This window comes from Streptomyces tsukubensis (genome assembly GCF_003932715.1).
Taxonomy (GTDB): Bacteria; Actinomycetota; Actinomycetes; order Streptomycetales; family Streptomycetaceae; genus Streptomyces; species Streptomyces tsukubensis.
On record NZ_CP020700.1, the window covers coordinates 4,484,279 to 4,496,460 of the forward strand.

11 protein-coding genes are annotated in these 12,182 nt (G+C 72.0%); 7 read left to right on the forward strand and 4 right to left on the reverse strand.

What is annotated here, in order from left to right:
• The first annotated feature begins 280 nt into the window (after positions 1-280).
• Positions 281-505, forward strand: a complete 225-nt coding sequence (locus B7R87_RS18315; RefSeq protein ID WP_157997788.1) for a hypothetical protein — start codon at positions 281-283, stop codon at positions 503-505.
• Complete coding sequence (locus B7R87_RS18320; protein WP_006347584.1) at positions 502-747, forward strand: hypothetical protein; 246 nt, start codon at positions 502-504, stop codon at positions 745-747. The genes B7R87_RS18315 and B7R87_RS18320 overlap by 4 nt, the downstream gene beginning before the upstream one ends.
• A gap of 75 nt (positions 748-822) precedes the next feature.
• On the opposite strand, the gene B7R87_RS18325 is transcribed toward B7R87_RS18320, so the two are convergent.
• Both B7R87_RS18325 and B7R87_RS18330 read right to left on the reverse strand, forming a co-directional pair.
• On the reverse strand, positions 823-2,124 hold the full coding sequence (locus tag B7R87_RS18325; RefSeq protein ID WP_045852930.1) for an MFS transporter: 1,302 nt from the start codon (positions 2,122-2,124) through the stop codon (positions 823-825).
• 216 nt (positions 2,125-2,340) lie between these two features.
• Positions 2,341-3,015, reverse strand: a complete 675-nt coding sequence (locus B7R87_RS18330; protein ID WP_006347582.1) for a pentapeptide repeat-containing protein — start codon at positions 3,013-3,015, stop codon at positions 2,341-2,343.
• Between the two features lie 306 nt (positions 3,016-3,321).
• Between B7R87_RS18330 and B7R87_RS18335 the strand changes: the two genes are divergently transcribed.
• Complete coding sequence (locus B7R87_RS18335) at positions 3,322-4,473, forward strand: methyltransferase domain-containing protein (RefSeq protein ID WP_006347581.1); 1,152 nt, start codon at positions 3,322-3,324, stop codon at positions 4,471-4,473.
• A gap of 211 nt (positions 4,474-4,684) precedes the next feature.
• Positions 4,685-5,251, forward strand: a complete 567-nt coding sequence (locus B7R87_RS18340; RefSeq protein ID WP_040915183.1) for a hypothetical protein — start codon at positions 4,685-4,687, stop codon at positions 5,249-5,251.
• 23 nt (positions 5,252-5,274) lie between these two features.
• Here B7R87_RS18340 and B7R87_RS18345 read toward each other — a convergent pair whose 3' ends face one another.
• Positions 5,275-6,198, reverse strand: coding sequence for a serine hydrolase (locus B7R87_RS18345; RefSeq protein WP_130584956.1), 924 nt, complete (start codon positions 6,196-6,198; stop codon positions 5,275-5,277).
• Positions 6,195-7,169, reverse strand: coding sequence for a LysR family transcriptional regulator (locus B7R87_RS18350; RefSeq protein WP_078902211.1), 975 nt, complete (start codon positions 7,167-7,169; stop codon positions 6,195-6,197). The genes B7R87_RS18345 and B7R87_RS18350 overlap by 4 nt, the downstream gene beginning before the upstream one ends.
• A 127-nt stretch (positions 7,170-7,296) precedes the next feature.
• On the opposite strand from B7R87_RS18350, the gene bla reads away from it, so the two are divergent.
• The 3 genes from bla (at position 7,297) to B7R87_RS18365 (ending at position 12,060) form a co-directional block, all read left to right on the forward strand.
• Entirely contained in the window at positions 7,297-8,271 is a 975-nt protein-coding gene (bla, locus tag B7R87_RS18355) for a class A beta-lactamase (protein ID WP_187144547.1), read from the forward strand.
• Positions 8,272-8,542: 271 nt separating this feature from the next.
• Positions 8,543-9,979 carry a DUF11 domain-containing protein gene (locus tag B7R87_RS18360; protein ID WP_157997789.1) on the forward strand — a complete coding sequence of 479 codons (1,437 nt, stop codon included), beginning with the start codon at positions 8,543-8,545 and terminating at the stop codon, positions 9,977-9,979.
• Complete coding sequence (locus B7R87_RS18365; RefSeq protein ID WP_130584953.1) at positions 9,976-12,060, forward strand: DUF11 domain-containing protein; 2,085 nt, start codon at positions 9,976-9,978, stop codon at positions 12,058-12,060. Before B7R87_RS18360 ends, B7R87_RS18365 begins: the two co-directional genes overlap by 4 nt.
• Positions 12,061-12,182 lie beyond the last annotated feature (122 nt).

The following is a 12,182-nucleotide window of genomic DNA, read 5'->3' on the forward strand; positions in this document are numbered from 1 at the left end:
CTACGGCATCGCCCTGACGGTCGCCGCCCGCTCGTACTGGCTGCGGACGCGTGCCCTGCCGACAGGGGTTTCGGCAGGGCGCGCACCAGGATGCGTGAGCGCCCCCGTGCGCGCACACGCCGTTCCGTCCGGGGACGCCGTGGGAGCCGGGCTCTTACGATGGGCCGGTACGAGACCGCGGGTGTACGAGAGAGAAGCCGGGATGACGGCGTCGTCGAAGCATCATCTGACCATGCACATGACCGGCGGGGCTGTGCAGGTGCCGGCCACCATCCAAGGGGTGCGTGAGGCACTCCCCGACGCACTCCGCGCGCAGTTCACCGCCGAGATCGAGACTGCTCCGGCCGATCAGCTCCAGGTCGTCCTGGTCCGGTGGGCGATGACCATCCCCACCGTGCACGACGAGGCCGAGGAGGCCCTGGTCGCTCGCGTCAGGTCCGGGGACTTCACCGAGGTCACTTTTGCCGAGGACCTCGGGGACGACGAGTACCGGAGCGCCGGATGAGCTACCGCATCGCGTACTCCGACCCGGCCAAGGCCGGACGGGCGGCGCTCTCGGAGGCCGCCCGTAAGGCGCTCGACGCCGGGGTCGCCGCTGTCGCCCGTGACCCGTACGGCTGTTCATCCCATGCGGTCGGCGGCGACCGGAACCGGCGGGATGCCGCGATCGGAAGCATCGCGATCATTCGCTACGAGGTCAGTCCGAGCGTTGTGACCTTCACTGTCCTGCGTGTTGTCGGTCTATAGACGGACGGATGGTGGCGATCCGGCCTCCTGCCGTCCGTGCCCCTCCGGGAAGCCGGAGGGGCACGGACGGACAACTCAGCTGACGACGGCCGCCTGCCGCTCCGTGTCCGACGCCCGCTCACCCTGGGGCTCCGGCCGGGCCGCGGCGTCGGCAGCGGGCCGCCCGGCTCGGCGCACCGCCGTTGCCGCCGACAGGACCACCGGGACCGCGGCCAGGGCGAAGCACAGCCACAGCGGAAGGCGGCCTACCAGCAGGCCCGTGGCGGCCGTCGCGCCCGCCGAACCGGCGTTGAACGCCGTGTTGACCCACGCGCCCGCCTTGGTGCGGCCCGCCGGGTCGGCGGACTCGTCCGCGATCAGATAGGCCGTCGTGATGGCCGGGGCGATGAACAGGCCGCCCAGCGCCGCCCAGACGATGAGTACGTACGGATGGGGCGAGACGCCCGCCGCGGCCAGGGTCAGGCCCAGCGGCACCACGAGGAATGCCAGCCGCAGCCTGTTCGAGGCGCGCCACGGGAGGGCGCCGTAGACCAGACCGCCGACGGCGCTGCCGCCGCAGAGCGCGGCCAGCACCCAGGCGATCGCCTGGGGCTCGTGGTGCGCTTCGGCGAAGGCGATCACCAGGAGTTCGAAGGCTCCCAGGCAGATGCCGACCGCGGCCGAGACGGTGATCGCCTGGCGCAGACCGGGGTTGCCGCGCAGCAGCCCGCGCGGGGCGGGTTCCCCGGAGGGCTGCGCCGGTCCGGCGGGCGCCTTCTCGCGGCCGGTCCAGCCGCGGGCCGCCGGAGAGGTGACCAGGGCGAGCGTTCCGGTCAGGACGAGTACGGCGCTCACCGCAAGACCGGCCGACGGTGCCGCGATCTGCACCAGCAGCCCCACCAGCAGCGGTCCCGCGACGAAGAGGAGTTCCTCGGCGACCGAGTCCAGGCTGTACGCACGCTGCAGGAGCCGCCGGTCGGGCAGCAGGTCGCTCCACAGGGTCCGCATCACCGGGCCGAGCGGAGGCGTACACGCGCCCGCGGGCGCCGCCAGCAGCCCCAGCAGAACCCCGGACGCCCCCGGCCACCAAGTCGCGAACGCCAGCCCGGCCAGGAGCAGCGCATAGGCGGCGGCCATGGGGAGCAGGGCCCGGCGCGGCCCGTACCGGTCGACCAGACCGGCCCGGGTCGGTGAGAGAAAGACGCTGGTCAGCGCGAAGAGCGCCATGACGGTTCCGGCGACGGCATAGGAGCCGGTGGACTCCTTCACCGCCAGCACCAGTGACAGGGAGACCATGCCGTAGGAGAGCCGGCCCAGCAGGGCGGCACCGAAGGTACGGCAGGCATGGCGGGTACGCAGCACAGCGGCGTACGAAGGCGTCGTGGAAGACGAAGACATGATGATGTCCCTCGAAGACAGCGCCGGTTCGACGGCGCTCAAACGTGCATGGGCAGCGAGAGGCACGCCCGGTGGGGGCGCGGCCGACGCTGACTCCTATGCACGGAAGAAGGACATGCGGGCACCGTAGCAGAACAGGGGTTCGGCCGGAACGTTCTCGTCCGCACGGATGTTGGTGATCTTTGCCCATGAGGGCTGATGGCGGTCCACGCCTGGTCAGCCGTCTCCGATGGTGATGCCGAGTTCGTGCACGAGGGCCTGGGCAAGGTCCGTCTGCTGTCCCGACTCGATGCGGACTTTGGCCAGGTTGGCGACGCCGCGGATCTGCGAGAGTTCGTTTCCGCGGAGGTCGGTGTCCCGGTACCGTCCGCCGCCGAACTCGGTGAGCCGGAGTCCGCAGTCCGAGAACACAGCACCGGACAGGTCGCAGTCGGTGAATACGGCCTCGGTGAAGGCGCAGCCGACAAAGGCAACGGGGCCGTCGGCACGCACGTTCTCGAAGCCGGCGTAGTCGAAACGGCACTTCTCGAACAGCACGTCGTCCAGGACCATGCCGTCCAGAGCGGCGCCCATGACCTTGCAGTCGTGGAAGCGGACCCGGGTGAGCTTGCTCCGGCTCCAGCGTGCCGATCCCAGATCACTGCTGTTGATCTCGACGCCGTGGAGATTCAGCGCGTCGAACTCGACATGTTTCGCGCGGACGTCGCTGACTCTGCCGGTGACGAGCTGGATTCCAGTGAGCGCGAGCGAGCGCAGTTCCACGTTCCCGTACGTGAAGTCCTGCACGGTGCCGCGAGGGCTGTCCAACGAATCGACCACGGACAGGTACAGACCGGGCTCATCGAGATCGGGGGTGGTCACAGTGATGCGGCCGAAGGTACGGCTGGCCATGGTGCTCCTTCAACGTGGTCCGCATCCGGTCAATGTTCCCGGCCTCCGTCCCGGCATGAAATGCCGGAAGAAACAGGTGTTCCCATTACCCGGTACCTTTCTGGCCGGCGCCGGAAACCACCCATCTGGCGCGGGTGGAGATGGTTTCGTCATCATGACGAACCCCAAGCTCTACGGGCGGTAGTCATGGGCAAGCACGAGAAGCCCCCACCGGATCTGTCCCAGGGCAAACCACCACCCGGCAACGCCGATGGACAAGTCCCTCCGCCACCGCCTTCCGACGGGAAGCACAAGAAGAAGTAGGCCATGGACAGGCTCGATGCAAGGCGCGCGGAACTCGACCGGGTCATGGAAGAGCGCGGTGCCTGGCCCGACCGGGCGCCGTGGATCCGGGAGGCCGTACGGGCTCTGCCTCGTGACCGCTTCGCCCCGGAGCGGCTCTGGCGGTGGGACGGCCACACCTACGTTCCCGTGGACCGTACCGATGAGCCCGGGGGATGGGCGGACCTTCTCTTCTCCGATCCCGACGCGGCTGCGGTCACCCAGATCACCGAGGGGCTGCCCACATCGAGCCTGTCCTGTCAGGGCATCGTCGTCGACATGCTCGACTCCCTCCTCCTCGAACCCGGACACCAGGTGCTGGAGCTGGGGACGGGGACGGGCTGGAACGCAGCGCTCGCCGCGAGGCGGACCGGGCCCGGCCGGGTCGTCTCGGTCGAGATGGACCCGGAGGTGGGGGAGACCGCTCGCGCCCGGCTCCTGGCGCACGCGCCCGATATCCGGGTCGAGCCGGGTGACGGCTCCCTGGGCGCGCCCGGCAGCGCTCCGTACGACCGGATCATCGCCACCTATGCCGTCGAACACGTCCCGTGGGCCTGGGTCGCGCAGACCCGGCCCGGTGGGCGGATCGTCTTCCCGTGGGGCCGTCTCGGGCACGTCGCGCTCACCGTCGCCGACGACGGCGCTTCGGCACACGGCTGGGTACAGGGCCTGGCGCAGTTCATGCCCGACCGGACCACCGGATCCGGAGCCCGGCCGGGCTTCGCCGAAGTCCGCGGTACGGGGAGACCGGATGACGAGCGCGTCTGGAACCGGGACATCGCCCCGTTGCGGGACGACTGGGACCTCCGGTTCGCGTTGCGGGTCGCCGAGCCCGGCCTTCATTACACGGTGGCGGAGGACAGCGACGGCTGGAACGCCTGGCTTCATGACCAGGACGCCTCCTGGGCGGTGATCGCCGCTCAGGGGGACGGCACGACGATCGCCTCTCAGGGCGGGCCCCGACGCCTGGCCGATCTCTTGGACCAGGTTTGGGGCGAGTGGACGCGGCTGGGCTCTCCCGACCGCTACGCGTACGGACTGACCGTCACTCCCGACCGGCAGTACGCCTGGGCCCTGGACCCCGGGACCGGGCCCCGCTGGTACCGGTCCGCGGGCCCGCTGGATGAGGGCGCCTGACCGGTTCACGGTGCTGCCCCGGGGGATCTCGGGTGCGGGCCGGAGTCGGCTGAAGCACGGGTCCGGCGCGTGGCCGTTGCCGTTCACCGCAGGAGGCGGCACGGGAACGGCCCTCGTCACCCAACCGGTGCAGGGGCGACCTCAACGAGCCCGAGGGCCCTGCTCAGTCGTCTCCGACGGCGCTGTCGGTGCGTGCGGCTAGCCTCACCGCATGTCTCTCACCGTTGAACAATTGGCCGGGTACGTGGACCGGGAACTGGACGGCGATCTGGCGCGCTGGTTCCCCGACGAGCCGTGGGTCGGCATCCCGGAGTCGACCCGTCCGGTCGATCCCTTCCTCGCCAGGCTGCCGGCCGGTGCCGCGACCGCGCTGGCCGGTTTCGACCGCAGGGTCCGCTCGGGAACCCTGCCGCAGTGCCTCGATATATACGACTGGTCGTACGCCTTCGAATTCGAGGCCAACGACTGCCGGATCCTCGACTCCGACTACGAGACGGAGCTGTCCGACGAGGACGTGTGGTCCATCGGCGCCGACGGCGGAGGCAACTACTACGTCGTACTCGCCAATGGGCGGGTCGCGGTGTGGTTCCACGAGGAGGAGGTCATCGAGGCCGATACGCAGTTCGACAACCTCGACGTCTTCCTGTGGTCGATCGTCCGCTACCACGCGGTGCGCGCCGGTGTTCTCGAACTGGCCGCGGTCGAGGCGGACTTCCGCGCCCTCGGGCAGCCCGGAGTGCTGGCGCCGGAGGTCGGGCTGCTCGCCTCACTGTCCTGAGGCCGCGACACCGGGGGCGGCCGTCAGGCGCCCGGCGGCGGTGGGGTCCGCAGGGCTTCGACCGCCAGCCGGGCCGCCGTGCCGATGACCGCGTCCGCCGCCGGGAGCGTCGCCGCCGGGCTGGCCGCCCGGGTGAAGACCGCCACCGCGTAGCGGCCGCCGTCCGGGTAGGCCACCACTCCGACCTCGTTGCGGAGGGTCGGCGCGCTGCCCGTCTTGCCCGCGACCTGGACGTCGTCGAAGGGGAAGCCCGACGCCAGGCGGTGCGGCCAGACCTGGAGGCCGAGGATCCGGCGCATCGCCGCGCAGTGGTCGGGGGCGCCCGCCTCGTCGCGCCAGACGGCGGCGAGCAGGGTGGTCATATCGCGGGGGGTGCTGCGGTTCGTCCGGGCCGGGTCCAGCGCGCGCAGGCCCGCGATCACCCGGGGGTCGGCGAACGCCCTCGGGCCGGCGGGGCCCGCGTCCTTGCGGAGGCTGCCGAGGAAGGAGCCGAAGGTCTCCACCGCCTCCGTACGCGGCATGCCCAGGCGCCGGGTGGTGGCGTTGACCGCATCGAGGCCGACCCGCTCCAGCAGGACGTCGGCGGCCGCGTTGTCGCTGACGCTCATCATCAGAAACGCCGCGTCCCGCAGCGACAGCCGGGCCCCGTCGAGCATGGAGCCCAGGCCCGTCGGGCCCGGCGTGCGGCCGTGCGCGGGGATCTCCGTCTGCTCGGTGAGGTCCAGCCGCCCGGCCGCCGCCGCCTCGTGCAGCGCGACCAGCACGCACAGCTTGTGGACGCTCGCGGTCACCACGGGACGGTCGGCGCCCGCGTCGACCTCGGCGCCGGTGTCGATGTCACGGGCGTGCAGCCAGCCCGTGACCCCGGCCCCGGTGAAGGCCGCGGCGATCCTGGCCCCGGCGCCGGGCGGCGGGGGCGTACGGGGGTGCGATGTCTGCTCGGTCAAATCCAGTACTCCGCTGCGGGGCGCAGGTGCAGGGGGTGCGAGGGCATCGGCACGGCGGCGTCCGATTCGGGCGCCGCGCTACGGCCGAGGGCCTCGGTGACGGTATCGGCGAACGCCCGTACCCCGGCGTCCTCGCCGCGGCCCCGGGGCCAGGCCGCCGAATGCCGCCAGGCCAGCGGGGCACCGGCCAGCGGCCGCCACACCGTCTGCGGGGAGGGGGTGGGGGCGGATTCGGTACGCGGCGCGAACGCCACCGCCCGGCGCGACAGCAGCAGCCCCCGGGTGAAGCTCGTGCCCTGGCCGTGGCGTACCGCCTGCGGGGTGAAACCGTGGCGGGCGCAGGTGGTCAGCAGATCGTCGTAGACCGCCGGGGCCAGCTCCCGCGGGAACAGGATCAGCTCGTACCCGGCCAGCGCGGCCAGTGGCACCGCGTCGAAACCGGCCGCCGGGGCGTCGCCCGGCAGCAGCACGCCCAGATCATGGCGGAGCACCGGGCCCAGTTCGAGACCGGTCACATCGCAGGGGTGCCGGATCAGGCCCACGTCCAGCTCGTGCCGGGCCAGCCGGTCCACCTGCTCCGCCGTCGACAGCTCGTGCAGTTCCAGTTCGACCCCGCGCCCGCGCTCGGTGAAACCGCCGAGGACCGCCGCGACCGTCTCACCGGCGATATCCGGCGACAGCGCGGCGCGCAGCAGCCCGCTGCGGCCCTCCCGGACGCGCCGGGCCGTGGCCGTCAGCGCCTCCGCGGACGCCAGGAGCTGCCGGGCCTCTTCCAGCAGCAGGGTGCCGCTCTTGGTGAGCGTGACCTGACGGGTCGTCCGGTCGAAAAGCCGTACCCCCAGCTCCCGCTCCAACCGCTGGACACGCTGGGACAGCGGCGGCTGGGCCATGCCCAGTCGCCTCGCGGCACGGCCGAAATGTAATTCCTCTGCTACAGCGACAAAGCACTGGACATGCCGGATCAGGTCCACGAGCAGCAATGATATCCGTGCTTGATAAATCCATGACTGATATCGGTCTTGGACGTAACGCCGGACCCGCTGATCTGCTCGGGGTGTCGAACAGCCACTGTGCAGAGGGGTGCGAAAGATGACGAAGATGGATAATTCCGCTGAAGCTGTGGGGCAGGTGCTCGCCGTGTCCCCGGGGCGGTTCTCCCGCCGCGCCGCGCTCGCCGCCCTCGCCGGTCTGGCGGCCGTACCGCTCACCGGCTGTGCCGGGCGGAACGGACCCGCGGAGGGTGCCAAACCCTCGGTGGCGGTGAGCGGACCCGCTCTCGCCGCCGCTGACACCGGCCGTGCCTTCGCCGCGCTGGAGAAGGAGTTCGCCGCCCGGCTCGGCGTCTTCGCCGTCGACACCGGCACCGGCCGTACCGTGCTCCACCGGCCCGACGAACGCTTCGCCTACGCCTCCACCTGCAAGGCCTTCATCGCCGCCGCCATGCTCCGGAAGTTCTCCCTCCGTGAGATGCAGCGGCGCGTCACCTACGGCCCGGAGGTCCTCCAGCCGCATTCACCGATCACCGAACGGAACGTCGGCAAGGACAAGGGCATGACCCTGAGCGAACTCTGCGACGCCACCGTCCGCTACAGCGACAACGCCGCGGCCAACCTCCTCTTCGACGAACTCGGCGGACCCCGCGGGCTCCAGACCGAGCTGCGGTCCGTCGGTGACCGCGTCACCCGCTGCGACCGTTACGAGGTCGAGCTGAGCGACGCCGTCCCCGGCGACCCCCGGGACACCAGCACCGCCCGCGCCCTCGCCACCGATCTGCGGACGTACGTCCTCGGGAACGCCCTGCCGCCGGAGAAGCGGGCCGTCCTCACCGACTGGCTGAAGCGGAACACCACCGGCGACAACGTGATCCGCGCCGGTACGCCGGACGGCTGGCAGGTCGGGGACAAGACCGGCACCGGAGGCTACGGCACCCGCAACGACATCGCGATCGTCTGGCGTCCCGATGCCGCGCCGATCGCGATCGCGGTCCTGTCCCGCAAGGACGTCAAGGGTGCCGAGCACCAGGACGCCCTGATCGCCCGGGCCGCCGAGGTGGCGCTCAACGCCTTCGCCTGAGTGGGCGTCATGGATAGAGCCGTAAGAGGTACTTAGCCGCTGTTTATCCGATGAAATGATCACGCGTGGGGGAGTGAGCAGTCCGTGGACCAAGGTTCGGTGATCACGGAAGGCACCCCTCATGAGACGCATTCCTGGGCGACGGCCCGCCCCGGGCCGTCGGCGCGGCCGGCGCGGAAGCGGTCTGACGGCAGTCTGCTGCGCGTTGGGAGTGGGGTTCTTCGCACTGGCCGCCCCGCCGGTGAGCGCGAGCGCCGCGGATGCTGCGGACGTGGCCGACATCGCGGAGGTCGCGGACGCTGCGGACAGGACTGACGGGGCGGGCGCCGTGACCTCGGAGGCGCCGCGGTCGGATTCCGGAGCGCGCAGGGCCGGGGGTACGGAAAAGGCCGAGCGCCGCGCCGAGAAGTCCCGTACCGCCGGGGACCGTACCAAGAAGTCCCCCAAGCCCAAGCCCAAGGCCAAGCCCAAGGCCAAGCCCAAGGCCGCCCGCACCGGCCGCGCCGACCTCGCCGTGCACTGGGAAGCCGCCACGGAACCCACCGCCACCGCCACCGATACCGCCACCGCCACCGCCCGGCTCGGTGACACCACCGCCACCGCCGGAGCCGCCGGCGCCGAGGCCACCGACAAGGCCCCCGGCCCCCATCCGGACGGCCCCGAGCCCGTCGGGCCCGAAGCCGACTTCACCTACACCTACCGCGTCTCCGTCGTGAACCACGGCCCTTCCCAGGCCGTCGACGTCGTCGTTACCGACCGGCTCCCCGACTCCCTCGTCTTCGTCTCCTCCTCCGACGGCTGTACGGCCGACGGGCAGACGATCACCTGTGGCCCGCTCGCCACTCTCGCCGTCGGCGAGACCCACACCTGGCTGCTCACCGTCCGGCCCGCCGACGACTACACGGGCGACGGTTCCGACATCACCAACGTCGCCACCGTCACCTCCGACACCGAGGACCCCGACAGTGAGAACAACACCGCCGTCCACACCGGCGTCCCCGTCCCCGGCGGCACCGGCAGGGCCGACCTCTCGCTGACGAAGACCGCGCAGCTCCCCCGGGGCCGGGACACCGTCAAGCCCGGCGAGACCTTCACGTACCGCATCACCGTCTACAACAACGGCCCCTCGACGGCCGCCGGTGTCCGCGTCATCGACCCGCTGCCCGCCGCGCTGGCCTTCGTGGACTCCCCGGACGGCTGCCGGATCTCCGACGAGGACGACCGCACGGTCGTCTGCCCGGTGCTGGACCGGCTGCCCGCCGGGGAGTCCACCACCTACGACCTCGTCGTCCGGGTCCGGGAGGACGCCACCACCCGCGGAGGCGGCGGCGGAGGCGGCGGGGACCACTCCGGGCACAGCCGCTGCGCCCTGGAGAACACCGCCTTCGTCACCGCCCTGACCCGGGACCCGGTGCCCGCCAACAACAGCAACCGGCCCGGCACCACCGGCCCCGACGGCGGACCCCTCTACCTCGAACACCCCGGCCACCGGCCCGCCGAGCCCCACCCGCCTCAGAAGCCCCAGGAACCCCATAAGCCCCCGCACCAGCCCCACCAGCTCGCCCACACCGGCAAGGACCTCCCGGGCTGGCTGCCCTGGTCCGCCGGGCTCACCCTGGCCACCGGCGGCGCCCTCGTCCTGCTCTCCCGCCGACACCTCCGCGCCCCCGGGCTGCCGGGCGACCCGGAGGAGGCCCCGCGCCCATGAGACTCCACCCCCGCCGACTCCTGGCGGCACTCTCCTTCGCCCTGGCCACCACCCTGGCCCTGCTGCTCGCCCCGCCGCCCACTCAGGCCGCGGCCCGTGCCGCCGCGCCCCGCGCGATGCTCAGCTTCCCCGTCCACGAGCCCTTCGACAGCGCCGTCGGCAATCTCGGCAGCCTCACCGGCAACGCCAGCTATCAGAGCGGCGGCTGGCTCCGGCTCACCAGCGCGGCCACCAACCAGGCCGGCGGCTGGGAGATGAACGACACCTTCTCCACCGGTCTGGGCATCGTCGCCGAGTTCACGTACGCCACCTACGGCGGCACCACCTTCGACGGAAAGCGCGGCGACGGCCTCACCTTCTTCCTCGCCGACGGCGCCGCAGTCAACGGCACCGGCGCCCCCGGCGGCAGCCTCGGCTACGCCTGCGGCGGCGGCCCGCCCTGCAACCGCGGGGGTGTCCCCGGCGCGTTCCTCGGCATCGGGCTCGACGAGTTCGGCAACTTCTCCTCCAACGGCGTCGGCAACGGCGGCCCCGGCGCCCAGGCCAACCGGATCGTGCTGCGCGGCGGCGGCAACGGGAACACCGGCTACCGCTTCGGCACCTCGGCCGCCGGACCCGGCGGCACCGTCGAGACCCAGGGGCGCGGCGACTACCGCACCGTCCGCGTCACCGTCACGCCCAGCGGCGGCCGGACCCTGGTCTCCATCTGGTCCGACACCGGCCCCGGCACCCCCCTCAACCAGGTCGTCACCGACTACAACGTCTCCGGCATCGCCAACCAGCCCGCCCTCCCCTCGACCCTGAAGGTCGGCTTCTCCGGCGGCACCGGGCTGGCCACCAATATCCACGAGATCGGCGACCTCAAGATCAACGTCCCGGCGGACCTCTCGGTCACCAAGACCGGCAGCCCCGCCACCGCCCGCGCGGGCACCCCCGTCACCTACACCGTCACCGTCGCCAACAGCGCCGCCAACGACGTCACGGGAGCGATCCTGCGGGACGCCGTACCCGGGCTGACCAATGTGACCTGGACCTGCACCGCGACCACCGGCAGCAGCTGCGTCCAGGCATCCGGCAGCGGCAACAGCATCACCGCCTCGTCCAATCTGCTGCGCAACGGCTCGGCGACGTACACCATCAGGGGCACCGCACCCGGCACCCCCGGCCCGCTCACCAACACCGCCACCGTCTTCCCGCCCTCCGACCGCACCGACACCAACTCCGCCAACGACAGCGCGACCGCGACCACCACGGTCACCGCGGTCGCGGACGTGGCGGTGATGAAGGCGGGCATCGGCACCGGGCCGATCACCCCCGGGCAGACCTTCGGCTACCGGGTGACGGCGGGCAACATGGGCCCCTCCGACACCACCAACGTCAGGATCACCGACACCCTGCCGGCCGGACTGACCTTCGTGTCCTCCCCGGACGGCTGTACGGCCTCCGGACAGACCGTCAGCTGCCCGGCCGCGGCGACGATGGCCGCGGGCGGCTCCCAGTCCTGGACGTTCCGGGTGAAACTCGCCGACACCTATACCGGTGACGGCAGCAACCTGGGCAATGTGGCGACCGTCAGCCACGACGTGGCCGACCCGAATCAGGCCAACAACACCACGGGCGCGGTGACCCCGCCGGGCGGGGTGACCGAGCCGCGCGCCGATCTGAGCACGGTGAAGCAGCCGGTGACCACCACGCCCGTCTCCCCCGGGCAGACCTTCGACTACCGGGTCACGGTCACCAACAACGGCCCGTCGGTGGCCCGGGGCGTACAGATCACCGACACCCTGCCCGCGGCCCTGACGTACGTCTCGTCCGCCGACCCCTCCTGTTCGGCCGGCGGGCAGACGGTGAACTGCGCCTCGGCCGCGACGCTGGCCGTCGGCGCGTCCGTGAGCTGGACGTTCCGGGTACGGATCGACCCCGGGTACACGGCGGACGGTACGGCGCTGCGCAATACCGCCACCGCGTCCGCGACCACCGCCGATCCGGTCCCGGGCAACAACAGCGGCACCGGGGGTGTGCCGGGCGGCCGGGTCACCCCGCCCACGGCCGATGTGAAGCTCACCAAGCGAGCCGACTGACCCGGTCCCGTAACCCCGGTGCCCTCCGCATTCCCGGGGCCGCGCCCGCTTCCGTACCCCCGCCCCGCCCCTCTCCGCCTCCTGCCTCCTGCCTCCTGCCTTCCGACTCCCCGCCCCCACGA

Bases quoted from the DNA above. Each gene is read 5' to 3' on its own strand.
- B7R87_RS18325 (WP_045852930.1), bottom strand. From the start codon at position 2,124: ATGTCTTCGTCTTCCACGACGCCTTCGTACGCCGCTGTGCTGCGTACC.
- B7R87_RS18335 (WP_006347581.1), top strand. From the start codon at position 3,322: ATGGACAGGCTCGATGCAAGGCGCGCGGAACTCGACCGGGTCATGGAA.
- B7R87_RS18320 (WP_006347584.1), top strand. From the start codon at position 502: ATGAGCTACCGCATCGCGTACTCCGACCCGGCCAAGGCCGGACGGGCG.
- B7R87_RS18365 (WP_130584953.1), top strand. From the start codon at position 9,976: ATGAGACTCCACCCCCGCCGACTCCTGGCGGCACTCTCCTTCGCCCTG.
- bla (WP_187144547.1), top strand. From the start codon at position 7,297: ATGGATAATTCCGCTGAAGCTGTGGGGCAGGTGCTCGCCGTGTCCCCG.
- B7R87_RS18340 (WP_040915183.1), top strand. From the start codon at position 4,685: ATGTCTCTCACCGTTGAACAATTGGCCGGGTACGTGGACCGGGAACTG.
- B7R87_RS18330 (WP_006347582.1), bottom strand. From the start codon at position 3,015: ATGGCCAGCCGTACCTTCGGCCGCATCACTGTGACCACCCCCGATCTC.